Annotated in this window: 16 protein-coding genes and 1 riboswitch; of the genes, 5 read left to right on the top strand and 11 right to left on the bottom strand. The window is 52.7% G+C overall.

Translation table 11 applies throughout. The features are described 5' to 3' along the window. The first annotated feature begins 5 nt into the window (after positions 1-5). Entirely contained in the window at positions 6-686 is a 681-nt protein-coding gene (locus tag CGZ75_RS18280) for a VOC family protein (RefSeq protein ID WP_089525637.1), read from the top strand. Positions 687-775: 89 nt separating this feature from the next. Here the strand turns inward: CGZ75_RS18280 and CGZ75_RS18275 are convergent, their stop codons facing one another. Continuing rightward, positions 776-1,708 (bottom strand): aldo/keto reductase, encoded by a 933-nt coding sequence (locus CGZ75_RS18275; protein ID WP_089525636.1) that lies wholly within the window; start codon positions 1,706-1,708, stop codon positions 776-778. Positions 1,709-1,842: 134 nt separating this feature from the next. Then, a riboswitch (TPP riboswitch) is annotated at positions 1,843-1,952 on the top strand. A 253-nt stretch (positions 1,953-2,205) separates the two neighbouring features. On the opposite strand from CGZ75_RS18275, the gene CGZ75_RS18270 reads away from it, so the two are divergent. From CGZ75_RS18270 to CGZ75_RS18260, 3 genes are read left to right on the top strand one after another with little or no spacing between them, the layout of a single operon-like run. Next, positions 2,206-2,823: an ECF transporter S component gene (locus CGZ75_RS18270; protein WP_089525635.1), complete on the top strand. Its 618-nt coding sequence runs from the start codon at positions 2,206-2,208 to the stop codon at positions 2,821-2,823. A gap of 3 nt (positions 2,824-2,826) precedes the next feature. Further along, on the top strand, positions 2,827-4,395 hold the full coding sequence (locus CGZ75_RS18265; RefSeq protein WP_176444906.1) for an ABC transporter ATP-binding protein: 1,569 nt from the start codon (positions 2,827-2,829) through the stop codon (positions 4,393-4,395). After that, the gene (locus CGZ75_RS18260; protein WP_089525634.1) at positions 4,392-5,186 is read left to right on the top strand and encodes an energy-coupling factor transporter transmembrane component T family protein; all 795 of its coding nucleotides are present in this window, start codon (positions 4,392-4,394) and stop codon (positions 5,184-5,186) included. Before CGZ75_RS18265 ends, CGZ75_RS18260 begins: the two co-directional genes overlap by 4 nt. 75 nt (positions 5,187-5,261) lie before the next feature. On the opposite strand, the gene CGZ75_RS18255 is transcribed toward CGZ75_RS18260, so the two are convergent. From CGZ75_RS18255 to CGZ75_RS18245, 3 genes are all read right to left on the bottom strand, one after another. Further along, entirely contained in the window at positions 5,262-5,462 is a 201-nt protein-coding gene (locus tag CGZ75_RS18255) for a cold-shock protein (protein ID WP_089525633.1), read from the bottom strand. 241 nt (positions 5,463-5,703) lie between these two features. Further along, positions 5,704-7,344 carry a sigma-70 family RNA polymerase sigma factor gene (locus tag CGZ75_RS18250; protein WP_176444905.1) on the bottom strand — a complete coding sequence of 547 codons (1,641 nt, stop codon included), beginning with the start codon at positions 7,342-7,344 and terminating at the stop codon, positions 5,704-5,706. 156 nt (positions 7,345-7,500) lie between these two features. After that, positions 7,501-7,767 (bottom strand): DUF6953 family protein, encoded by a 267-nt coding sequence (locus tag CGZ75_RS18245; RefSeq protein ID WP_089525631.1) that lies wholly within the window; start codon positions 7,765-7,767, stop codon positions 7,501-7,503. Positions 7,768-8,120: 353 nt separating this feature from the next. On the opposite strand from CGZ75_RS18245, the gene CGZ75_RS18240 reads away from it, so the two are divergent. Further along, positions 8,121-8,588, top strand: coding sequence for a DUF6376 family protein (locus CGZ75_RS18240; protein WP_089525630.1), 468 nt, complete (start codon positions 8,121-8,123; stop codon positions 8,586-8,588). Between the two features lie 261 nt (positions 8,589-8,849). Here CGZ75_RS18240 and CGZ75_RS18235 read toward each other — a convergent pair whose 3' ends face one another. The 7 genes from CGZ75_RS18235 to CGZ75_RS18205 form a co-directional block, all read right to left on the bottom strand. Further along, positions 8,850-9,416: a DUF420 domain-containing protein gene (locus CGZ75_RS18235; protein WP_245850948.1), complete on the bottom strand. Its 567-nt coding sequence runs from the start codon at positions 9,414-9,416 to the stop codon at positions 8,850-8,852. Positions 9,417-9,568: 152 nt separating this feature from the next. Then, positions 9,569-11,617 carry a methyl-accepting chemotaxis protein gene (locus CGZ75_RS18230; RefSeq protein ID WP_089525628.1) on the bottom strand — a complete coding sequence of 683 codons (2,049 nt, stop codon included), beginning with the start codon at positions 11,615-11,617 and terminating at the stop codon, positions 9,569-9,571. Between the two features lie 177 nt (positions 11,618-11,794). After that, positions 11,795-13,513: a gamma-glutamyltransferase gene (gene ggt / locus CGZ75_RS18225; RefSeq protein WP_089525627.1), complete on the bottom strand. Its 1,719-nt coding sequence runs from the start codon at positions 13,511-13,513 to the stop codon at positions 11,795-11,797. A 529-nt stretch (positions 13,514-14,042) separates the two neighbouring features. After that, complete coding sequence (locus tag CGZ75_RS18220) at positions 14,043-14,657, bottom strand: AbrB/MazE/SpoVT family DNA-binding domain-containing protein (RefSeq protein ID WP_089525626.1); 615 nt, start codon at positions 14,655-14,657, stop codon at positions 14,043-14,045. A gap of 226 nt (positions 14,658-14,883) precedes the next feature. Further along, positions 14,884-18,738, bottom strand: coding sequence for a TIM-barrel domain-containing protein (locus CGZ75_RS18215; RefSeq protein WP_089525625.1), 3,855 nt, complete (start codon positions 18,736-18,738; stop codon positions 14,884-14,886). A 109-nt stretch (positions 18,739-18,847) separates the two neighbouring features. Then, the gene (locus CGZ75_RS18210; protein ID WP_245850911.1) at positions 18,848-22,132 is read right to left on the bottom strand and encodes a TIM-barrel domain-containing protein; all 3,285 of its coding nucleotides are present in this window, start codon (positions 22,130-22,132) and stop codon (positions 18,848-18,850) included. Positions 22,133-22,371: 239 nt separating this feature from the next. Further along, positions 22,372-26,187: a glycoside hydrolase family 31 protein gene (locus tag CGZ75_RS18205; RefSeq protein ID WP_089525624.1), complete on the bottom strand. Its 3,816-nt coding sequence runs from the start codon at positions 26,185-26,187 to the stop codon at positions 22,372-22,374. Position 26,188 lies beyond the last annotated feature (1 nt).

Here is a 26,188-nt window from a genome sequence, read left to right as displayed (position 1 = left end):
ATTTTTTGCGGATACAGGCTCTAAAACTGCTCACGAGTGAGCTGGAACAGCTCAAGAGATTTTACACGGAAATACTCGAGCTTTCTCTTGTAGAGCAGTCAAAGACTGCATTCACCGTACAAGTTGGGCAATCGCAATTAACGTTTGAACAGGCGGAAGCTACCGGGGAGAACCCGTTTTATCATTTTGCTTTTAACATTCCCGGCAACAAAATGGATGAATCCATAGCTTGGCTAAACTCCGCTTGCATTGAAATTGCTGACTTGCCGAACAACTCGAAAACATCCTTTTCACAAACCTGGAATTCAACTTCAATTTACTTTTACGATTCCGCCCATAATATTGTTGAATTCATTGCCAGGCACACTCTCGATCATACCAGCTCAGCTCCTTTTTCAAGCAAAGATTTACTTAATATTAGCGAAATTGGGCTCGTCGTTAACGATGTGCCAGGTACGAAGGACTTGCTGACATCCGCCCTCTCCATCGATGGCTACAAAAACAGCTATGATACATTTGGAGCTTTAGGAGATGAAGAAGGATTGTTCATTCTGGCTGTTTGCCAGAGGGTCTGGTTTGGCTCGGATAAAAAGTCGGATGTTTTCAAAACAGAAATTATTATAGAAGGCACGCAAAAAGGACAGCTGCAAATTGGAGAATATCCGTATCAGATTATCGTTCGCTAGTATGGTTTAAAATGGTTCATGCAAAAAGACCTCCCTGATCCGCATCGCTGCGGAACGGGAGGTCTTTTGTGCATGGAATGGATAACGCTCTAACCACGCACCGGAGCTGCCACATCCTGCGGATGAGGTTCAGTCACAAGCTCCACCGCATCGGCGTTGCCCTGTACCTGCTCTGGATTTTTGCAGCCGGGAATGACGCTCGTTACTGCGGGATGACGCAGGCACCAAGCCAGCGCCCAAGCTGCCATGTTCACGCCTTGCGGCACTTCCTCACGGGCGATCTGCTGCACCTCTTCCAGACGGCGCTGCACCAGCTCCGCATCATGACGATGGCGCACGTCGGTCGCGCCGAATTCTGTGCCAGGTTTATATTTGCCGCTCAAATAACCGCTCGCCAGCGGCACACGCGCCAACACGCCGAGATCCTGAGCCTGGCAGGATGGAAATACGCGCTCCTCAGGCGTCCGATCAAGGCGATTGTAGACGACCTGAATCGCTTTGGAGCCAACTTGCGTGGACGCCTCCGTCTGATGCAGGTTGTCGTTGCTGCCGATGGAGGTGCCCAGATGCCTGATTTTGCCCGCTGCAATCTGTTTGTCCAACACGGTCCAAAGCTCATCATTGTCAAAAACCGCATCCGGCCCGGAGTGGAACTGGTACAGATCCACATAGTCCGTCTGGAGCGCTTTCAAAGAGGCGTCCAGCTGGCGCACAACATCATCCGCCGTGAACACATCCGTGCGCGTGAACCGCTCATGGAAGTGATGGCCGAACTTCGTGGCGACAATCCAGTCCTCACGCTTGCGGCGACTCAGATATCGCCCGATGAACTCCTCCGACAGATGATCTCCGTAACATTCCGCCGTGTCGATCAGATTGATGCCGAGCTCTGCGCCCTTATCGAGGATAGCGTCGACCTCGTCCTGCGAGAAGTCCATGCCCCATTCCCCGCCGAACTGCCAAGTTCCGATGCCAACGACCGATACATTCAGGTCGGTTTTGCCTAGACGTCTGTATTTCATTCGTCAATCCCTCCTTGTACTTCCAGCTTACCCGCGCGCCAGTGCCAATGCAACAGTACCATAACGGAGCTATGCGCCTGCTTATTCCCACCTATTGCCGCTTTATCCATTTCAGGGTATAGTTAGATCAATTTCATAGCATGCATGGGTGCTCGATTAAGTCGGGCTGAGACTGCGGCCGTATGCCGCTGACCATTGATCTGATCTGGGTAATGCCAGCGTAGAGAGAATGCATCGCGCACACCAAGCTTCGCCTTCCGAGTTAACGAGAGGCTCCGGCTGGGACAACCATCCCTCCGCCGAGTCCATTCGCTGTTGAGGCAGGCTGCAGCCGTCCTCAAGGACAGGGGGAAGCCGTTTTACAGCTTCCATGCGCGCTTGTTACGTTCGATCTGCCCGCCGGCTTCCGGCGGGCTTTTTGCCCTTTCTGCCGAAATGCTCCGGGCCATGCATTCTGTGGAAAATTCCACTCCCATCTCGAAAGGAAGCTGAAGTTCATGTCCACTGCACCAACCTCTATCCGCCCCGGCGGCAATTCCAAAGGACTCACGCTCACCGACATTCTCGTAACGATTGTCATCTCCGTCGTGTTCGGCCTCATCTACAAAATCTGGGGTCCGATGTACGATGTGCTGAAGCCATTCGGCACGCATGCGGAACAGCTCAGCTACGGGATGTGGTTCATGGCTGGCACATTCGCCTTCCTCATTATCCGCAAGCCGGGCGTTGCGATTCTTGCCGAAATATCCGCTGCCGCCATTGAGGCGTTCCTCGGCGGATCATGGGGAATCTCCACCCTTTGGTACGGCTTGTTCCAGGGGCTTGGAGCCGAACTGTTTTTCGCCATGTTCCTGTATCGTAAAGCCGGTCCGCTCGTCGCCATTCTCGCTTCCATCGGCTCTGCCGTCGCCTCGATCTTCATCGACCGTCATTACGGTTATATCGACCAGCTGGCGTTCTGGAACTATGCGCTGTTCATCTCCATGCGCGTCTTGGGCAGCATCATCATCGCCGGCCTGTTCGCTTGGGCGCTGGCTCGTGCGCTTGAGCGCACGGGAGTGCTGAACCTGCTGCGGCCCGCATCAGCCAAGGATTATGACGCGCTGGAGGGCTGATCGATGAGCGCTATTCCTCGCCCTGTCGCAGCCATGGCGAGCCGTCTTCGGCTCAAATACCCCGGAGATGAAGCGCCGCTGCTGTTCCGCGACCTTGACGTGACGATCCATCAAGGGGAAAAGGTGCTGCTGCTCGGGCCGAGCGGCTGCGGCAAGTCCACGCTGCTGCAAGTACTGGGTGGGCTCATGCCCTCCATCGTGCCGATCCCTTTGAAAGCGGAGCAGCTCGTCGTGCCGGAGCGTTCCGGTTATGTATTTCAGGATCCTGATGCGCAGTTCTGCATGCCTTATGCGGATGAGGAGATTGCTTTTGCTCTTGAAAATCGCGGCGTGCCGCGCGAGGAGATACCGGGCCTGATCTCCCGCTGTCTGGACGAGGCTGGTCTGCAGCTGGACAATGCCCATACGGCGATCGCTACTATGTCGCAAGGCATGAAGCAACGTCTGGCCGTCGCCTCTATGCTGGCGGTTGAGCCGGATACACTGCTTCTTGACGAGCCGACCGCGCTGCTCGACGAGGAAGGCACCACTCAAGTATGGGACGCGCTGCGGAACATTTGGAGCAGACGCACCGTCATCATCGTGGAACATAAAATCGAGCTGATCGCCCGCGACATGGACCGCGTCTTGCTGTTCGCGCCGGACGGCTCGATTGAGGCGGACGGCCCGCCGGAGCAGATTTTCCGCGATTGCCGCAGCCAACTGCAACAATACGGCATCTGGTATCCCGGGTTCTGGGATGATTATGCTCAGGGGAAAAAGCCGCTCGGAAGCTTCGCTTCTGCCGGGCATGCAGCGGCTGCCAGCAACGCTTGCGCCGCGCCCCCAGCCCCATTGCTGGAGCTGGACGGCTTCGCCGGGCTGCGCGGCCGCCAGATCAAAGTGCGGGCCGAGCGGCTCCGCGTCTTTCCTGGCGACTGGATCGCCTTGACCGGAGCCAATGGCGCCGGGAAAAGCACGCTGCTGCTGGCAATTATGCGCCTGGTTCGCAGCGAGGGCAAGCTTCACTTATGCGGCGTGCCGGAGCGCCGGCTGCGCAAACCAAGGCAGGCGGCGGAGCATGCCGCCTACTGCTTCCAAAATCCCGAGTTCCAGCTCGTAACCGACAGTGTGAGCGCAGAACTCGACTACTCACTGCCGGAGACGCTGCAAGGCTCCGAGCGCACAGGGCGTGTCCAGCAGCTAATGGATCACTTTTCCTTGAACGGGCTCGGCTTGCGGCATCCTTATCAACTCTCCATGGGTCAAAAACGCCGCCTCAGCGTCGCCTCCGCCATGGCTCGCGGCCAGCGGCTGCTGCTGCTCGATGAGCCGACCTTCGGCCTTGACGCCGCAGGAACGGTCTCGATGATGGAGCAGTTGGAGGAGCTTCGCCGGGACGGCTGTGCCATTCTGATGATTACGCATGATCCTGAGCTTGTAAGCCGCTTTGCGACCCGCCACTGGCGGATCGTGGACGGGGAAGTGAGGGAAGAGCATGGGCAAGCACCAGCAGAAGCCCCTTTCCAAGCGTTCCCTACCCAGTCTATCCCTGAGCTTGTGCCGCTAGCGAAAGGAGCCGCAACGAGATGAACCTCACCTTTCCGCATCAGGAGACCTGGCTGCATCGCGTCAATCCCGCTCATAAGCTGATCGTCTCTGCGCTGCTCTTTCTCGTTGTGCTGCTGACGCATAACCCCAACGTGATGATCACTCTCACCATCGCGGCTCTGCTGCCGCTGCTATTCTTTTCCGGCCATCCGCCCTTGCGGCTGCTACTGTACGCCTCGCCCTTCCTCCTGTTATTCGTCAGCTCGGCTACGGGGATGATGATGTTCGGCACCGGCGAGACGCTCTGGTTCCAATACGGCTTCATTCGCATTACGGAGGAGAGCTTCTACCGGGGTCTGCATCTCGGCTTCCGCTCGTTGCAGGTAGCGGCTGTCGGCCTGACGTTCGCGCTGACGACGCGCCCTGTCGCTCTGTTCTACTCGCTCATGCAGCAGCTGCGACTGCCGCCGCGCTACGCCTACAGCTTCCTTGCGGCCTTCAACATGCTGCCGCTGCTGGCGGAGGAGTTCGTCACGCTGCGACAGGCGCTGCAAATCCGCGGTCGCCGCCCACGCGGCATCCGCGGCTGGTACGAGCGGTTGCGTATGTACGCCATTCCCCTGCTGGCGCAGTGTATCCGGCGCGCTCACCGCACCGCCGCCGCCATGGAGGCCAAACGGTTCAGTAGCGGCTCCGGGCAACGCACTTATTTTTACCAATATTCCCTGTCTGCCGCCGATGCCTGGTATGCCATCTACATCCTGCTATCCAGCTTGCTTGCCTGGCAGCTCGGACAGCTCTGGTCGCTGATTCCTGTCTCGGATGTACGGTAATAACACAAAAAAAGGGCTGCTCACTCATCCTAGGATGAGGAGCAGCCCTTCTTACAATCCGGATCGTCAATAAGACTACAGTCTTACAACGTTCTCAGCTTGTGGTCCACGGCTTCCGTCAACAACGTTGAACTCAACAGCTTGACCTTCGTCAAGCGTTTTGAAGCCTTCGCCCGTGATTGCGGAGTAATGTACGAATACGTCGCTTCCGCCTTCCATCTCGATAAAGCCGTAGCCTTTCTCAGCGTTGAACCATTTCACAGTACCTCTTTGCATATGTGACACCTCCTGCCTTGCTGGGTTCTAACCTTTGTATCTGAGATGCAACATATTCATTCGGTTATTGAACAATAACGCAACTAATATGAAGATTCAGCCGAGTGGTTATTACGGTTATGGTAGCATATTCAAGAAAGCAATTGCAACAAGCCTTCCAGTTAAAAGGTAAATTTTCTGAAAGCGGCGACATTTCTTGCCCATCAGGCCTTTTGGGTATTGTCCGTCGCTAGCCGTTCCCTTAGTTATCCGCTTCCATTTCTATGGTGCGCTGCTGCTCCAAATCCCATAGCCAGCACGTTTTACCGGCGCTTAAGCGAACACCACCTAGCCATTCTTCTTCCTGTTCTCCATCCATCGTTATGCTCAGCAATGGACCTGCCGCTTCGTCCCGCAATCTGTCTGCCGCGTCACTTTGGAATCGGCCTTCCAGCGCTGCCAGCCCTTGCTCCGTCACCTTCAGCAGGTTTCGCTCCAGCCCGGATGAATCCTCCTTGTAGAGCGGCAAAGCGCTCTCTCCTTCCATCTGCAACAGCGGAGCTTCGCCCCGTAACATGCCTCGCAGTATATGCCAATACTGCAGGTCGCCGGAGCCTAACTGATGGAGCCTCGGTCCAAACAGCCCGAACAGTTCTAGCGGACTCATCGGCCCGAACTCCCGCAGCAGCTCCAGTGTAGTGCGCTGCTCTATTCCAAGCCCGTCCTGCATCGACGGAAGCCGAGACAGATGAGCTTTGAATGCCGCAGCCGCATAGGGAAGCGGTGACAGATCGCCATCCAGCAGCTGTTGCATCGGCAGCGGGGTTGCGGCGGTATAGGCGCGCCACAGCTCGCGGCCAAGCTCCAGCTCACGCCTTGACACCTGACTCCAGCTGCCGCTCAGACGACCAAGCTGCTCGGACGATAGCTGACCCAGCCCCAGAAAAGGCTCCACACCGGGATATTCCCCGATGCAGAGCAGGCTGATGCGGCCCTCGGCGGCATCCGGCCATTCCGACAGCCGATGCAGCAGCGCTGCAAGCATCGCCTGATCGAACAGGTCATGCTCAAACCATAGGATAATCTGACCTTTTTGCTCCCGGTATGCCTCAAGTTTCTCCTCCTGGTACTTGCAGCCCTCCAGATATTCCGCCTGCGGGATGCCGAACGTCTTTTCCAGATAAGCGGCCCTTCTCTTCCGGTCAACACCCTCACCGATCAAGCGCTCACTGACCGGACCAAACGAGTAAACTTCCCTCCAGACCAAAATGTCGCCCTCGAGCCCGTACTTCCGCAGCTTGTCCCCAACGAAGTCCCCATTCACGATATGCAGCATCCTCGTATTCCTCCCGTACAAATCCTGAATCACGGAAGCCGCATCGGTAAGCGGCAGAGCACTTCTCAGCTTGCGTCGGGCGTCGAACAGCCGCTTGCGCAGCACAGCCTCCGGGCGGTCCAGATACGACGACAGCTCCTTCAGCGAATAACCCTCCAAGTAAAATAACTCCGCAGCCAGCCGCTGCCCGGGCGGAAGCGCCGCCAGCGATTCCCGCACCAGCTGCGCCGTCTCACTACGCACCGCCTGTTCCGGCAGCGGCATCGCGCCGTCATCCCGAGCCTGCTGCTCCTCATAGGAGACCGTGCCCGCTTGCAGCTTGCGCAGCTGTCTCCAGCATTGCCGCTCAACGATGCGTCCCAGCCAACCCGGGAAAGCCTCTGCTTCCCGCAGCTTGTGAAGATTAAGAAAGGCTTCGAGCAGCGCCTCCTGAACGGCGTCCTCCGCCAGCGCAGCATCACGCAAACGGCTGCGGGCTGCTGCCCTTGCCAGCGGCAAAGATCGGACCGCCAGCTCCTCCCAAGCGGCGCGATCTCCGGCGGCCGCCCGATTCACCGTATCTTCCATCCCTTGTAGGCTCCTTTTTTCCGTGTCAGGGTATAGTGCCATTTCAGCGTAAAAAGGTTACCTGAACCCGAAATAAAAAAAGGGCTCGAGAGCAGCAGCCCTACTCCTGCCAACCCCGCCCTCTGTTCATACTCATGTTCATGCTTATGTCGATGCCTATGTCCAAGCCCAGAAAAAACCGTCTCTATCCCAAGCGATCCTGCCGCGGTGCAGCTTGCGGAAGGCTTTCTTGACCTCTTTTTCCAGCGATGCGTTCCCTTGCTCGTTCACGAACACATACTGATCTCCATAATGGCTGCGCACATGCGCAATGGCATCTTCCTGACGCAGAAGGCTCTTGTCACGGATCTCGTCCACCATCCACTGTGCGATCTTCTGCTCAGGCCCGGCTTGCTCTTGTTCGTGCTTCGGTGACTGCTCCATAAAAACCTAATTCCTCCTTACAGCTGATCTTGCCTCATATCGCCAGTATACCATCCCTGCTGATGGGTTGTATAAACCAGGAACAGGTAACAAAAAGTCATCAACGTCAAGCTCAAGGCCAACGATTTTGTCAACAATTTCATTTTTAACCGTTAGGAAAATAATGTTGATGTCTTCTCTTTTTTCCAAACGGAGTCAATCATAGCCATTCTAACGAGGCATCATCATATCAAGTACCTAGCAGTATACCCTAAGCCCACGTATGGAAAGCTGGCTTACTGGCAAAAACTGAAACCATTCCTGGTCTGATTCAGTATAAACGAGTTATAAACTCGCGGAAGGATGAAGAACCGATGTCCAAAAGATGGCTAATGGCGCTAATCCTCGCGCCCGCATTGCTGGCTGGATGCTCTCTTCCAGGCAGTGTCGATGAAGGACTCAACAAAGTCAATGACTCCCTTTCTTATGTGAACGATGCAACTGCTTATATTAATGATGCAACTCAGTTTTCCCAACAGCTGCCGACTCTCGCCCAGGAAGCGCTGACCAGTCCAGACGCTCTCGCCAATCTGGAATCCGAAATTACAGCTATGCAGGCTGACATTGCCACATTCAACAGCCTCACTCCACCGGCATTCGCCGAAAGTATTGACGCCAAGTTGGAACAGTATAACGCCACGCTGGACGGACAACTCACCAATTTGATGGCGACGGCGCAATCCGGTCAGCTGACTGCAGAAACACTGAAGCAGTCGCAGGTAGGACAGACCGTAGGACAAATTTCCTCGATCCTGGAGCAAGTGCAGAACTTGGGCAAATGATGGTATTACTTTGCATTACTGCCCTGTAATAATGCTTTGTGTTACTGCATTTGAACCTAAAAAACCCTCCCGGTTGGGAGGGTTTTTTAGGTTGTGTGAACTGCACTCCGTTCGTCAGGCCGGAGCACGAGATAATCGACGCTCCCCTATGGGAAGCCAGCATGCTTAGTGGTTCCGAGGAGCTCCGAGAGATCTCCAGTACATAGCGCTTTGAGACCAGCGCTCCGGCTAGGCCCTCTGGCCAGCTGCATTGAAAGCAGCTTAGCCGTTTACATAATATGGCGCCATGAATAGATACACGATGACGCCAGTAAAGCTGACGTACAGCCAGATCGGCATCGTCCACCGCACGATGCGCTTATGCTTTTGCACCTGATTCGTCCAGCCCCATACAAGAGAGAACAATGCCAGTGGCACAATGACCGCAGCAAGGAAGCTGTGCGTGATGAGAATGGTAAAGTAAATCGGGCGCCAAATACCTTCTCCGCCAAACTTCGCTGTCTCCGGAGACAGGTAGTGGAAGGTCAAGTAGGTGACGAGGAACAGCAGCGTCGAAGTGAACGCAGCTAGAATGAAACCTTTGTGCAGCTTGATGTTTTTGCGGATGATCGACACAAGAGCCGCCACAAGGAAGATGAACGTGAAGCTGTTCAAGATAGCATTGATCCTCGGCAGAATCGTGATATCCCAGGAAAGACTGCCTTTATAACCGACCGGTCCAAAAAACAGCATTAGAATAACAAAGTTCGCGACTAAGGAAATACCGATGATCCAAGTCGTAAAATTACGCTTTGTCGTCGGCTTGTACGAATCGGGAGTCTGTTTCAGAGCGATTAACCTCCTTCCGCATTACATGCGGGGTTCTGTCTTTCATTATAGAGAAATGCCGCACCGCCATGTGTGACAACACCTTGAACGCATGGCGGTGCTATTTTCTATACTTCCAACACGTAAAAAAAGGGGCTTATCGCCCCTTCCCCCTACACTTTATATTGGCGCAAGTAAGATTGCAAATCCTCTGCCATCTCTGCTAACGATGTTGCCGAAGCACTTACCTGCTCCATTGCCGCCAATTGCTCCTCCGTTGCAGCCGATACATTTTGTGTCCCCTCTGCTGAACGTCCGGCAATTTCGGTAATAACATTCACCTGCTCAACAGCGTGTTCCGTGTTGCTGTTCATCTGGAGCGAATAGGTCGTTACCTCTTGAATTTGAGTAGCTACTTGCTGAACAGAATCTAATATCTCAGTAAACGCTGCACCTGCTTGGTTCACGACATCCATGCCAATCGCAACTTCACGCGTGCCTGCTTCTATTGAATCAATCGCTATCGCGGTCTCGCTCTGAATGGAAGCGAGCAGCTTAGCAATCTGCTGCGTTGATTGAGCCGATTGCTCGGATAGCTTGCGTACCTCACCAGCTACGACTGCAAAGCCGCGTCCTTGCTCACCAGCACGTGCCGCCTCAATCGCAGCATTCAGCGCCAACAAGTTCGTTTGCGCCGCAATACCAGAGATGACCTGAACGATATTGTCGATGGCAGACGAGCGCTGTCCCAACTGCTTAACGGTACCATTTATCGTGTTAACGGTATGTTGTATCGATTGCATTTGCAGCATGACCGATTGTAATTTACGGTTACCCATTTCAGCACTTTCCGAAGCGTTCAAAGCAGAATTAGCAACACTCTGAGCGTTGTTTGATATTTGTTGAACCCCTTGGGCAACTTGATGGATTGAACGCACACTTTCTTCCACGTTATTTACTTGCTGATCAGAACCATCTGCTACCTCTTGAATCGACATTGCAATATGTTCCGTCGCCTTGCTCGTATGCTCTGCATTAGCAGACAGTTCCTCTGCAGATATTGCTACATTTTCAGCTGTACGATTAACTTGCTGAATAAACTGACGCAACGTACGAATCATCGTATTTACTGCGCTAGTCAGCTTGCCAACTTCATCATTCGACTTCACGGCTAATTCTACTTGATTCAGATCGCCGTTAGATACACGCTCCGCCGCTTCCGCAACCGCTACGATCGGACGCGTAATCTGCCGTGCGATAAAGTAGGCAAGCAGGATGACAACCAAACAGACGGCAACTACGATAATGAACACCGACCATTTAATAGAAGAAACGGCTGCTGTAATCGAATCTTCGGGAATGTTCATATAGATGTTATATCCTGTGGTAGGAACTGGAGCATACGCAACGGTATACTCTTCTCCAGCATCCGAGTAGTCAAAAGACGTTGCTTCAGCCTTTTTTTGACCCAAAATATTAACTAATCCTGACGGCAACTTCGCTTCCTGGGCCGTCTTTCCGATTAATTCTTTATTTTTGTGGAGTTGAATCTTCCCTGAACTGTCTATGACAATCGGATACCCTACCCCATTGTCAATGTACAAGCTTTTAAAAATCTCGCTAGTAAACTTTTCGAAATTGACTAGTCCAGTTAAGGCGCCCGTCACTTTTCCATCCGCCTGCTTTACAGGTACGGCTACAATAATCGAGCGTTGACCTGTCGTCTTCGCTAAAATAACATCCGTGTATGTTTCTTTTCCTTCCATTGCATTTTTAAAGAAAGGCCTCATGCCTAAATCAATGCCAACACTCTTCTCAAATGTGTCTGCTTTCACAAGGCCATCCATACCGATAAATGTGTTACCGTCATAGTGCGGGGCGTTCTGTTTTAAACTTTGGATAAATGTCATCTTTTTCGCAGTATCTTCTGCACGGATATCAGTCGTAGTTGCGAGGATTTTCATTTCACTCATACGCTCTTTAAAATACTGATCCATCATTTCAGCTCTACTTTTCACAAGCGAAACATAGGAATCACTTTGTTTTTCAATCAATTTGGATGACGCTGTACTATATACAAATACTGAGGTGAGGAGAAGGGGAATAAGGGACACGACAATAAACCAAGTTATTAGTCGATTTTTAAGCTTACCCTTAAGCACCTTGCCCACTAAATTAACGGTGGATACAACCTTCTCATTTGATTTTACATTTTCTTTCATTACCTCATACCTCCCTTTTCTGGTCAGATATTTCTCTGAATCTTTTTTCACAGCCTTATTTTCTGGTCGCATGAGACGAATTAGGCATGTTGAAGAGGTCGTCAAGGTAATCTACCCTAGCTACCTTTCTTGACAACCTCTTCATACGGACTTGAAATTAATTATGCCTTAAACTGATTAATAGCCTAAAGCCGCACCTTCACCACGTGGGTCAGCGCCAGCAAACTTAACATTTGTGTTCGGATCAATCACAACCATACCGGATTGACCAACTTGGTCTGTGTAGTCGTCAATCTTTTTCACTGGATGACCGCGACGAACCAATTCATCCATTACGGATTGCGGGATACGGCCTTCCATTCTTAATCCGTTAACTGACTCTCCCCAGTTACGGCCATGCAACCATCTTGGTGCTTCAATTGCATCTTGAACCGACAAGCCAAAATCAACATAACGCGTTACTAATGATGCTTGTGTTTGAGGTTGTCCCTCGCCGCCTTGTGTGCCGTATAACATATACGGTTTGCCGTCTTTCATCAACATGGCAGGGTTGAGCGTATGGAACGTACGTTTCTTAGGCTCCAGGTCGTTTACGTGATTCTTATCCAAGGAGAAGAAGCTGCCACGGTTCTGCAATAGAACGCCTGTGTCTTTTGCAACTACGCCTGCACCCCAGTCAAAGTAATGACTTTGGATAACGGATACAGCGTTGCCGTCTTTATCAACAATTCCGAGCCAAACGGTATCGCCTTTAGGGTCAAGCGGTTTAACGTTCTCTGCAGCTTTGTTCATATCAATGCGTGCCGCGAGGTTTTTACCGTGCTCTTTAGAAAGCAGATCATCAACTGGAATTTTATTGAAGTCTGGGTCAGTCAAATATTTGTCACGATCAGCAAAAGCTTGCTTAGTTGCTTCAACCATAACATGGTAGTAGTCAGCTGAACCATCGCCCATTTTCTTCAGGTCAAAGTTGTTTAAAATGTTCAAGATAGACAAGGAAGCCATACCTTGAGAGTTCGGTGGAACGTTGTAAGCTTGGTAGCCACGGTAGTCGACAGAAATTGGTTTAACCCAATCCGCTTTGTGATCAATGAAATCTTTACGAGTCAAGGAGCCGCCGTTAGCTTGAATGTCAGCAGCGATCAATTTACCGGTTTCACCTTTGTAAAATTCACTAGCGCCGTTTTTAGCAATACGCTTCAACGTTTTCGCCAAGTCTTTTTGTACCATCATTTCGCCTGTTTTGTAAGGCTTGCCATCCGGCTTCAAGAAAACTTTGCTGAACGATTCAAAACGTCCCAAGTCTTTAAGCTCTTTATCGGTTGGATCGATAGCAGAGTTTGTCCATCTTTCTTGGTTAGGAGTTACAGGGTAACCTTTGTCCGCATAACTGATTGCGCGTTCCATCAGGTCATCCCAGTCCATGGACAAGTTCATCGTTTTTTCTGCATATTTGTAAGCTTCACCCCAACCCGATACTGTCCCTGGAACGGTGTTAGCTGCTAGATAGCCGCGGGAAGGAATTTTTTCAAAGCCCTTATTTTTATAAAAGTCAATTGTTGTCTTCTCGCCGGAACGACCACTTGCATTCAACGCTTTAAGCTCTTTCGTCTTCGCGTTGTAAACAAGCCAGAATGCATCTCCGCCGATACCCGTGTATTGCGGATATACAACCGCGAGTGTCGCTTGTGCAGCAATCGCTGCATCAACCGCATTACCACCCTCTTCAAGCACTTCGAGCGCTGCAGCGGAAGCTAAATAATGAGGTGTTGTAACAATTCCGTTCGGCGCCATCGTCGTAGGACGATTAGCTGCATTAACAGATTCCCCATAAATTGAAAAGCACATTACTGTTGTCATTAACAAAACTGACCCTTTTTTCATTGAACTACGCATGTTTTTCCCCCTAAGATATATTCATGATTTCGTTGACTTGCTGAACTATTCTCTCTCTTAACCACCCCTTCCAGTGGGATAGCCAGCCTTCATGTGCATGGTATATAGTATGTATATTCACACTATTTTCCAACCATTTTGTCTATTGGTATATGATCATATAAATATCAATAATAGAATATCTAGCATTCCTAATTTGATTAAAAAGCCTGCGAATGGACCTTTTATATAAGACTATTGAACCATAAGATAGTTACATATTCCTATTATCGTTACCATTACTACATCGGTTTCGAAGATCAAATTTTAAATATTTTTAAAAAAAAATTAATAAACCTCTATAATTGCCATTGAGAAAAAACAAAAAAAGTGCCCTGATCTTTGGCAGAATGTGTTTGTCGTGAACACATCACCAAAGAGAGGAGCACCTTTATTGGGGTTCAGGCTTGTGAGCACTGGACGTGTTAAAGGGGGATAACTTAAGCTGCCCATTGGCACCTCAAGTTATCCCCCTCTTTGTTGAATGAAATTATTTCATCGTTCGTAATAATTGACTGACCCTGCCTTGCGAGATGCCGAGCATCCGAGCCCATTCCCCTTGTGAAGCCCGAGGATGAGATTGCATGACTTCGGCCAGGCGTCTGGCTGTCTGCTCACCTTTGCTTTGCTGACTCAAAAAGCCTGCCGCCAGGGATGCTGACGGACCCCCTGCTCGCCGTTCTGCGTTAGGTTGACCGACCGATTCCGTCCGAGTTGCGGCTACCTGAGGTTTTGCGAAAACTCCCGCTGACGGATGCGTAACATTACTGCGTGACGCTACCGAACTCCCGAATCCCACTGCAGCCTTGTTCTCTGCTGTCCGTTGCTGAGCCTCAGCATTTCGGAGTAAAGAAGGTTTCGGTGAAGCATCCGCTAGACAGCTACCACAGATGAATCGATTTTTGAAAAAAGCGAGCGCTTCCGTTGATTGGCAAAACAAACATTCCTGCGAGCGGAATTTGCGCAGCACGAGGCGCTTCGCTGCCTCATCCATGAAAAACTCGACCGGATCGCCCTCGTTCAGCTCCAACATTCGACGAAGTTCGATAGGCAAGACAATGCGTCCCAGCTCATCAATTAAACGAACGATTCCAATACTTTTCATCCGTCACTCACCCTTTTAGCGTTTCTTTACTACTAAAGGTTCGGTAAAATGTGTCGAATTCCTTTAGAACTTAAAAAAAAGGATTAAAAATCACGAAATTGGGTATTAGCCTCGCGGTTATTCTCCCCTTTTTACCACGCTTAAAAGAGCATGTCTATACCTTAAAACAGCTCCCCACAGCCCATAATGCAGGCGCAGAGAGCTGCTCATCATACATCTATTCCATCTATTGCTTCGTCACCCTCACATCATCGATGTGCAGGGTAGTTCCACCTGGAGAATCCACATAAAACCCGATGTCGATCTGCCCATTCGTAACTTGAATGTCACTGACGCTAATGTATTTCCAGGTTCCATCACCGGTAATATTGGCGTAAACAGGCGAGCCGCCATAGTTCTGAATCTCCGCTCTCGCTATTGTTGGCGTCGCATTTTTCATCCGTACCCATGCTTCGAATTTGTACTTGGCATTATTGACCGGAACGTTGACCGTCTGGTGAATGCTCTGCTTGTAAGCTCCGGCAGCAAAGAAATATGCCCGCTTGTCTCCGGCCCAAGGCGATTCCGGCGGATTCGTTGTTGAGCCGCTGTCGACTCCGTAAGCTACCGCTTGAGTGTCCGGATGCCATTCCGCCCAGTTGCTGTTCTGGCCCGAATCTCGCTCGAAGCTACCATTGTCCAGCAGGTTCAGCTCGGATACCGGAGTACCAGGAGCGGCCGAGGACAATAGGAGGCGATCGAGATTAATGTTGCCGCTGTCGCCGGCATCATACTTGAAGGCAATGGTATTGGCACCAGCACTTAGCGTCACGTTCTGGATGTTATCCTGCCATACATTCCAGTTGGCGCCGGGACTTGCGAAGTTGTTCTGGCCCACCTTTGCACCATTGACATAAGTGCTAAGGCTCTTCGCGGACCCACTCCCATTGGCATAACGCAGGGCGAGCTGGTAGCCCCCCGCTGCCGGAGCCTGCACCGTAAATTTAACCTGTGAACCCGCTGCGCTCATGCCTTCCGTGAATCCGGTTCCGCTGTAGAACCAATGGTTCTGGTTCACTGCGCTTCCTCCGGTAAGCTCGGCGCTTTCCGCCTCATACTTGCCAACAGCAGCTGAGAGTGGAATCGACACGTTATCGAGATTCACACCGCCGGTATCCCCTGCTTCCGAGTAAAACTTATACGTCACGATGTTCGTGCCTGCGGTAAGCGGCAGCACCTCGCTTTGCGTGCCCCATGTATTCCAGCTAGCCAAATTCGGCAATGAGGTCGACTTCACCCGTTTACCATTCACAAAGATACTAACCGCTTTGGCCGAACCCGTACTGTTACCATAACGGAGCGAAACATTATAATCTCCACCAGCTTTGACCTTAGGATAAAAAGTAACCGCCGCTCCTGGATTGGACAGTCCGTCCACGAATCCGCTTCCGGTATAACCGGAACGATTCGTGTTGACGGCCGCTTTGGTCGCCACTGTATTGCCCGAGAGCGAAGCCTCCTCCGCTTCGTACTGGATGTCCGCAGCGCTTGCAGGGCTGCTGCCACTCACGGCAATTGCCTTAGCTGAAGCTGCTCCCGCAGCCAGCTTCACATAGGTGACATCGCCATATACATCCTTGCCTTTGGCCCAGCCTTCACCCGCGGCAGCCTTCAAGTCTTGCAGGCTGCCGTACGACGTCATTGCTGCGCCGTTGCTTGTCACCGCATTGCCTGCGGCTCCATGCAGCTTCACGATATAGGACTGAAGCGGCGGTGTATAAGTGCCATTTTTCGCTCCAAGATTGAAGCTCATCGCGCCTGCCCCGTTGTCCTGAGCCGTCATCGCTTGTTTGAAAATGGCGCCGCTCTCGTAATTGTAGCTGCCTCCGTCGTCGTCATAATACGTAAAGCTGGACGGCGTCGTATTAGGGAAAACATCCACATCGACCGTTGTGACTGGAGCTTGCCCTACGTAATCCTGCACTTTTTGCGAAGGAATGATCGCGCCCTTCTTGATGAACAGCGGAATATCCGTCAGCGTATCAGGATTAACTGGGTAACGAATTGTCCCTCCTCCGGACAACACATTACCTCTTGAGTAATCAATCCAGGTGCCTGCCGGCAAATAAATATCCTTGATCGTCTGCTGTTTGTCGACTACAGGAGCAGCCAGCAACCAATCGCCGAACATCCAGGCATCCGTATAGTTTTTGGCTTGAGCGTCACCCGGATATTCCTGCATTAACGGGCGAACTAACCCATTTCCATTTTCGAAGGCGCTTCTTTCATAAGCATACATGTAAGGAATCAGCGAATAGCGCAGCTGAATCGCTGCTTTAGACGCTTCTTCCGCAGTTGGGCCGTAGTACCAAGGCTGCCGCTGCTGATGGTTGTTGCCATGAGCACGGAATACCGGCGTAAGCGCGCTGAACTGCACCCATCTGGTGTACAGATCAGGATTCGGATTATTGATCATGCCATCCTGTTGATTGAAGCCGCCAACATCCATGCCCCATTTTACCTGACCATTATTAATCGAAGACAGCATCACCGCACGCTGCTCCTGCATTCCTGCTGCCCAGTCGAGGCGCTCTCCCTTGTTGTACTGAATCCCAATATCGCCTGACCAGAGAGTCGTAGCGAATCGCTGCGCTCCAGGGTAGAACGTACGGGCCGTCTGCCACACACGCTGGTTGCCTGAAGTATAAGCCCGCTGCCCCTCATACAGTGCTTGGGACATATGCGCCGTCGTGAAATTACCGAACCAGTAGGAAGCCGATCCAGAGGATACTTTGTCCGTCTCGTCGTTCCACCATCCGACAATCCCTTTGTCGAACGCATCTTTGGATTGGTTCCAGAACCAGGTGCGCTGCGCGGCGTTGTAAGGATCGATACTGCGTACGTTTACGGGAATAAAATAGTCCTGATATTCGTTATGACCCGGGTAAAAGTAACCCCCGTTGGCTGCATCCGTGCCCTGCACGGTAGCGTTGCCTGAAGCGTCTTTTGTCACGATACGCGGCTTCGTAATTCCGATCATCTTGATGCCTTTGGCGGTCATCGCCGTTTTCAAGGCGGTCGTAGAAGCGGAAGGGAAATTAGCTGTGTTCCAAGCGAACTCGCCGTAATTGTTCTCTCCGTACTTTTTCCAGTCATAATCGATCGCGTAGCCGTCGATAGGAATGTTTTTGGCGCGATAAAGGTCCACATTGGTCGTCGTTTCGGTTTGATTTGTGTCCCATTCAAAATTCATGAACCCAAGCGCCCATTTCGGCAGCATAGGCGGTTTGCCCGTAATTTCCGCCACGCCGGACATAACTTCCTTGGGCGTTCCGAGCATGATGTAATACTCTACATCTTGTTTCGTATAGCGGCGCCCTTCTACGGGCGTCCCTCCGTAATAAAACTCCAGCTTGCCGGTTCCCTCTTCCGTATACGGGTATCCGCCGTCGCTGTCCACAAGAACGCCGTATCCGGCTGTGCTCCAGATCAGCGGGCCTCCTGAATCACCTTGTTCCCCGGCATGGGCAGCATGGTTGGAGCTGTTGCGCAGCAGATCACCTCCACCGTCAAAAGCGTTAAAGCTGCGGATGCCATACATATTGTCAGCGGGAGAGTGGACGAACCGCAGGCCGTCCGAGTACACACCGCCGCTGGAAGGCTCCGACAGAAGAGTCGTTCCATCCGGCTTTTTGACGGTCATGCGCACGGGCGACTTCGAGATTTCAATTTTCATCGCTGGGGTCGTAATCGTCATCGGATTGGATGTCGTATTGATCGTAGCTCCGATGGCCGCCCAGGTTTTGTTCGGATCTAGCATCGGCGTGTCTGGGCTGGATGCAACTCCGTTTGGACGATAATCAACCTTCAAAATACCGTTCTGAACGGCTTGCACGACCAAAATATCGTCTCCTGGCTCTGCTCCATTGTCTACCGTCAGAGTAAGAGTATCTCCGTTGACGGCAGACGTCAGCATATTACCAAGAGAAGTTACGGCGGCATGAACAGCCGGCGCTGGCAGCACGGCCACGGAAGATACGATCAATGCGCTTGCTGTAACAACAATGAATAACCGTGGTATTTTATGACTCCATGGACTCATTTCAGTGCCACCTTACCTTTCAAATGAGTGAAAAAAGGCAGCCGTGCGAAGCGGCAAAAGAGGCCTTATAAGAAGCGTCCTCGCCGGCTGCCATCTAGATTTAGAAAGACTACTGCTCGACCACGGAGATATTGTCCAGGTTAATTCCGGCAGCATTGCTGCCGTCATAATTGACTCTGACCGTGTTGAGTCCGGCATTGAGCGTGACATTCAACGTTGCCGTACTCCAAGTTCCCCAGTCCGTCGTTTTTGGCAGAGCCAGGTCGGTAACTTTGACGTTGTTGGCGTAAATAGCTCGCGTAGCCGCGCTCGTTCCGGCCGTATAACGGACCTTCAGAGCGTAGGTTCCCGCTGATTTTACACTCACGTCAAAGCTAACCGATTCTCCTGACGTCTCGAATCCGTCCACAAAACCGGTACCCGTAAATCCGGCATGATTAGAGTTGGTAGTTACTCCGGATAAAGTGCCGAACTCAGCCTCATACTCCGCTTTGTTGACTCCATCCAGCACGACGCTTTGCGCCGAAGCGCTAGCTGCAAGCTTCACATAGGTCAGCTTTTGGACCGTATCGTAGAACCAACCGCTAGGGGCTCCCGTCAGTGCAGTAAGCGTGTTATGTGCGGTCATTGCCGTTCCGCCAAGCGTCACTGAGGCAGGCTTGGTTGTGTACACCTGCAGCGTTTTTGTAGAGTTGATAGCAGGAACGCTTACCGTCACTTTATTGGCTGCAAACTGCTCCGTTGAAGTAATCGTTTTGACCGAGCCTCCGATATCATCGTTCCAATCGTAAGTAGTCGTGCCAAGCGGATAGACTCGGAACGTCAGATTGTTGTACGTAGTCAAGCTGTTGCCGATCGTGCCGCCAAGTTGATATTGGCCGTTCAAGTTCATCGGGAGGATGCTGCCTGCTTTTACAAATACGGGTAAATCATCAATTCCGGCATTATAATTGATCGTGCGGCCGCCTGGACGCTGGGCTCCATACCAAAAATCAATCCAGTCTCCTTGTGGGAGATAGACGCTTTTGCTCGTTTCCCCTTGATTCATGACCGGAGCTACAAGCAGATTGCCGCCGAGCATATACTGCTGGTTCAGGCCATAGGTGTTGCTGTCAGCGGGATATTCGAGCGCCATGGCGCGCATCATCGGAACACCCGTATCACTGGATCCCTTGGCCTCGGTGTACAAGTATGGAAGCAGGTTCATCCTGGTGTTCGTATATTTCGCAAAATGACCCATAATCGTGTTGTCGCCGGTACGGGCTTGCGCGTTCCAAGGCGAGCGCTCCTCATTGATGCCGGAGCTGCCGTTAGACTCGGAGTGGAACTGCATGATCGGCGTAAAGGCCGACATCGCCGTTGAGCGCTTAAACAGCTCAGCCGATGGATAAGTACCTGTGAAGCCAGCCAAATCCCAGCTCCAGAAAGGAACGCCGGACATTCCCGCCGTCAACCCTGCGTTCAGAGCTTGTTGGAATGCGCCAAACGTTGACTCCTGATCGCCGGACCAGAAGATTTGATTCCCTTGGGCCCCCTGAGTTCCAGAGCGGCTGAAGCTAACCGCATCGCTCTTTTTGGAACGAGCGTAATCGTTGTAGGCCTTAACGTATTCGTTAGGGTATTGATTGCGCATTTCATCGCCTTTTTTGCCGTTGGCAAACGTGTTCCCGCGTCCCCATACCATTTCGCCGCCATCGGTTTTGAAGCCGTCGATGCCGATGCCATCGAACAAGTAGGCACGCTTGGACATCCACCAGTTTTTAGCGGCTGCATTTGTGAAGTCGAGCAATAGGCTGTTCTCGAACCATTGTCCAGCCGGAATACGGTATTGGCCGCCGCTTCCGTCGCCCACAGCGTAATTTTGCGCGATCATATACGCTTCGTCGTTCGCTTTTTGCTGATGGGTAGCAGCGGTCCATTTTTGAATCGGCACCTGCCAGAGCACCAGCTTCATCCCGTTGTTATGCACATTATCAGCCATCTGTTTAGGGTTTGGCCAACGCCCGGCGGCTGGGAAAATAAAGTCGGAATAAGCATGCGTGCTACCCCCCGGCTTCGCCGAGTACTGCGCATCATTGAACATGTAGAACGTATTCTCGTCGCTCCATTGCTCCAACACGATGGCGGTCGCTGGAATATTGTTCGCATTCGCTGTGCTGATCGCGGATGCTACTTCAGACTGCCGATCCCATTCATTGGCCGACATCCACAGGCCGAGCGCCCATTTTGGAATCGCTGCAGGTTTGCCGGTAATACCCGTGTAGTTGCTGACAACACCCTTGAGGTCATTGCCATAGATGAAGTAATAATCAAGCGTTGAGTTCGCGCTGCCGCCCGTATCCGCCGTAAAGCTATACATGTCAGGGCGTTCTGTCGCCAAGCGGAATTTGGAATAGTAGGTCGAGTTTACGAAAATACCGTAACCGCTGCTATTCAGCATGAACGGAATAGGCATATAAGTACGGTCATTTTGATTTTTGTACTGGTTAAATACATAAGTATCAACGTCCGTGCCCCGCTTGCGGAAGTTGTTGTAACGCTCCCCGAAGCCGAAAAATTCTTCCGATGCCGGAGAGGTGAAATGGTCCGCCATCTTGGTGATAATGCTGCTTCCATTGGTCAGCCAGGACAAATTCCGGTTGACTGTACTGTCGTACTGACGCGCAATGAGCGTCGTCCCATCCGGCTTATAAACACTCAGGCGGAACGGATTTTTGTCCACCTTGATTTTCAGCTTGGAAGTGGAAATCCAGGCAGCGGTAGAGCTGTCGGTAAGCGTATAGTTGCTCAAACCTCCGGTCAGCGACCCCGTTCCTGTCGGAGACACCTGGACGCGGAAAACATCATCCGCCGTGAAGGACAGATTAATTTTCGGCGTCATGCTCCCTGTGTTCGGCACCGCGTTCAGCACAACCCGGTTCGTGTTGTTCGTAACTGAGCTTATGCTGCTGACGGATTCCCAGCCCGTAACCGTGAATGTGAACGGATCGCTCGTCTTCTCATTCGCTCCGTCCTTATTAGCGCGAACCGTATAGGCGATCACATCGCCTTTTGCAAAGGTCCCCAAGCTCGCTTCCCAGTAGGTGTTGTTTCCATTGTTGTATTTGTAGGCGGCTCCGATATTGGGCTGACTGACGCCGTTTTTCGTCCATGTCAGCCATACCGACTGACCAGACTCGATCGGCCAAGTCGTGATTTTGACGAATACCGCATCACCCGCTACCGGATCTCTGGGGCTGCGCTCAGTCGCTTGAATTTCATACAGATCGTCCGTGCCGAATGGAGAATGGTAAACCCCATCAATCGCATAAATGTTCGGTACCATCAGGAAAAACACAAGCAGCCAGGCCAACGTTATTTTCAACGGCAGACGCATTTTCTTAACGTTCATCATTAAGCTCCTCTCGAATGGACTTCATCGTTTACGAGTGTTGTGAATGCATTTATCACCCTGCGAATGGAATAGGAAGCGGGCCTGCTTGCTAGCGGGCGAGCTCATGAGCATACGAGCTGCTATTAGACGAGCTAGCGGGCAGATGAGCTAGCGAGCAGATGAGCTAGAGCTGGCGGGCTAACTAGTAGCCGAGCTAGTGCAGGCCCATTTCTGCCATTCGCGGAGCATTCCGCAAGGCGTCACCTCCCAATAATTAGGCTTCCCGGCCGGCTGCCGGCCGCAAGGAACAGCTCTTTTCCGACTTTAGCATAACTGCCCGGACGAAGACTTGTTACATCTTGAACCTGCGTCCACTGGCCGCTATCGGATACCAGGGATGCCGCTTTGTGCGAGTTCAAATGCAAGTCCGCGTCCCAATGCGAGTCCCAGTCCTGTTGGTGGATCAGGAAAGTCACGTCCTGCTGCAGGTTTCCCTGCCAAGAAAGCTCAAGCCGGGTTCCCACTCTGGATGCCGACACTGTCACAACATTACCGAGATCATCCTCAAAAGTATCTTGAAGCTCTGTTGTGACATATAAGCGGAAACAGAGATGTTTATACCCATCCACTTTGCTGCCGACATGGCCCGTTAGTGCATAATCATCCGCCAAATCAAGCGCAAACATGCTGTTCTGCCGGATATACACCGGGATCTCATCCAAATCTGCGCGCACCTTCAGCAGTTTCGGGCCTTGCACCTCGTCACCGCCGAACAACGACAGCCAGCTGCCCTCCGGCAAGTAAACCTCTTTGACGGTATGCCCTTCTTCGGTAACCGGCGCAACAAGCAAACTTTCACCGAACATGTACTGGCTGATCAACTCCGTGCAATTGGGATCAGCAGGGAACTGCATATGCATCGCGCGCATCATCGGCTGGCCGGTACGGCTGGCGCGAATCGCCTGGTCATAGATATAAGGCAGGAGATTCATCCGCAAATCTGCGAATTTTTTGTACCATTGGATGACCCGAGGTTCGCCCGTCCGTTCTGCGATGTTCCAAGGTGTGCGGTCTTGATTGAACTCACCCTTCGTCTCGGCATGGTACTGCATGACCGGGCAAAATGCCGCCATCTGAGCCGAGCGCACGAACAGCTCCGCTGTTGGAATGTCCCCATGGAAACCTCCGAGATCCCAACCCCAGAACGGAATGCCAGACATGCCGCTGGACAGTCCAGCAATGATGGAAGAGCGGAACGCCCCAAACGTTGAGCGCTCGTCGCCCGCCCAGTGCATCGGATACTTCTGAGCTCCCGTATACCCTGCCCGGCTGAACGTGATGCCGCCTTGCGGGGAGTACTCCTGGACGAAATCATAGTAGCTGCCTGCATATAAGTTAGGATAAAGATTGCGCATTTCGCGTCCTGTGGAGCCGTCATGGAACTTCAGATCGTGGCCGAATACAAACTCGCCGCCGTCGGTTTTGAAGCCGTCCACCCCGATCTCATTTGCCAAGTATTTCCGCTTATCGAACCACCACTCTCTTGCCTCCGGGTTCGTGAAGTCGATAATATGGCTGTCTTTAAACCAGTTGTAGGGCAGCGTGAACGGTGTTCCATCCGCATTGGCGACGTTGTACCCCTTCTCAAGCAGCGTCCGCTCATCCTGATCGCGCTGGCCATGCGCCACTCCGTACATGCATTTGTGGATCGGAATTTGCCATAACAGCACCTTGAGCCCCTGCGCATGCAGATCTGCGACCATTCCTTTCGGGTCCGGCCAGCGTCCCCACTCTGGGAAGTTGAAGTCGTCGTAACTCAGAGCTTCGCTACCGTCTTTCACCTCATATTGCGCATCATTGAAGATGTAAAACGTCGCCTCATCACTCCACTGCTCAATGACGAGCACAGTAGATGGAATCTCATAGGCAGCCGTCAGCTCGGCCTGTTTCATGACTTCAGCCTGCGAATCCCAGTTGTTGCTGGACATCCACGGCCCGAACGACCATTTTGGCGGCAGCACCGGCAATCCGGCTAAGGAGGCAAAACCGCGCACCATTTCCAGCGGCTCCCCCACCAAGAAACAGGCCGTCAGCTGCTGCGACTCGGGAGACAGATCCGCTTCCATTTCGACTAAACCGGACAAACGGGTGTGGAAACGGAATGTGGAGTACAAAGGAGAATCCAGGAAGATGGAGTACCCGCCCGAGCTGACGGCAAATGGCACCGGCATATACGTCTTGAGCCCCTGATCCCTGTACTGGTTGTATACATACTGGTCCACTTCCTGGCCCGAGTAATCATAATGAGAAAAGCGTTCGCCCATGCCGAACCAGCGATGCGCCGGCTGCGCCCGCAAATTCAGGCGCAGCTTGTGAACGGTGCCCGATCGATCCGTGAGGATCTCGATCGCTGCTTTGCCGTTGGCGGAAAAGCTTTCCGCCAACACGGTGCTGTCGGCGCTGCGTAGCCCCAGCGCCAGCTTGCCCCCGGGCGCCGATACTTCGAGGCGCCCCGCACCAAGCTGCAGAGCCGCGCTTTGCAGCGGCTCGCCAATGACGTTCGCGCCGGCTGCGGCGAACGTCATCTTCACCGCGCCGCTGGCATCGGCGCGGAAGATCAGTGCCGGCTGCGCTGCGCCGCCGGCATCCCCTTGCTCCCCGATGACAGGGGGAGCAAACAACAGGGCGGCGAATCCACCGTCCGCCGCCGCATAAAATGCATGGACGCGCTCCAGCGCCGTCCATGACCTAACGTTAAAGCGGTAAGCCGGGGTCGCGGCCGACCGCTCCCCGCTTTGCAGCGCAAAGGAATAGCTTACCTCGTCACGGGAGAGGTAAGGCCCCAGGCGCGCCTCCCATACTTTTTCGCCGTCAGGCGCCGTCCTCATCACAGCTGGCACCGGCTCTGCGGCGGCGATTCCGTTCACCTCAGCCAGCACAGTCACAGACTGACTCGCTTGAAAAGGCTGCGCCAGCACGCGGACCAGAACGACCTCCCCTTCTTCGGGATGGCGAGGGAATCGCTCACATGGCATCGTCACGTAAGGGTCGTCGTAACCGGTCGGTGTATGCACAAGCATGATGCCTTCCTGGCCACCTGCGCCGCCAGTTGCACCGCCCCCTGCAAGTGCGCCAAGGGCCAGCTCAAGCAGTATCTCGCTCCATGAACTCGCAGGGGATTGCTCACCGTTTTGGGCCAGCCAGTAGTCGCGCATCAGCGGCTCTCTTGCCGTCGCCAAATCCACCTCGTAGAGACGGCCCTGCTCCTCCCGCAACCCTTCCACATGCCCAAGCAATTCTTTGGCCCGGGCCAGGTCGCCTTTATTGGCGTAATACCATGCCAGCAGACAAGTCAGATCAGGGCGTTCGCAACCCCCAAGCCAAGTGTCGCTTGGCTTCAGACGAACCCCTTTGCCCACCAATGTTTCTTCAAGTTTGTAGAGCGCTTCAATGAGAATCCGATCTTCGATCCCCAGCATGCCAAAAGGAATCGCCGCCGCGATGATATCGCCATGGATCGCCGTATCACCCAGCTCGCTCACAACTCGGCCATCCTTGATGAACCGCTCGAATACGAGTTCGCGGATTGACTTGAGCAGCTTGATGCCAGTTTCCTCCGCACTATGAGGGGGAGCAGACTGAATTGCAGCGTAATACAGAGCCAGATGGCTCAAATAGATGCCGCTTGATCCCTGCTGCCTTGATCCCCGCTCCTGCTGCCTCGAACCTCCCTGCAGCCAATGAGGCTGCGGCTGCTGCCACTGCTGCTCGATCCGGCCAACTACGTCCGCTGCAAACGTTTGTCCTGATGCGACATCAAAGTCCCGGTCACTACTTTTGACATATTCTCCCCATGCCCAAAGTGCAAGCGCCGCATCGGTCAGGCTGGTCCCGGAATCTCCCTCGACCTGTTCCATTAGGCGCCGCAGCAGCGACAAAGCTAGCTGAGGCTCCCCCCGCTGCATATGTAACCGACTTAAAAACACCATCTCCTTCATACCTTCATGCCCCGCTACAAGAGCAGCGATCCCCCCGTTGCCGCTGACTGCCGGCACCTCATTCCCCTTGCTTTCCATC

This window comes from Paenibacillus herberti (assembly GCF_002233675.1).
Classification (GTDB): Bacteria; Bacillota; Bacilli; order Paenibacillales; family Paenibacillaceae; genus Paenibacillus_O; species Paenibacillus_O herberti.
This window is presented reverse-complemented; position numbering and strand designations above follow the sequence as displayed.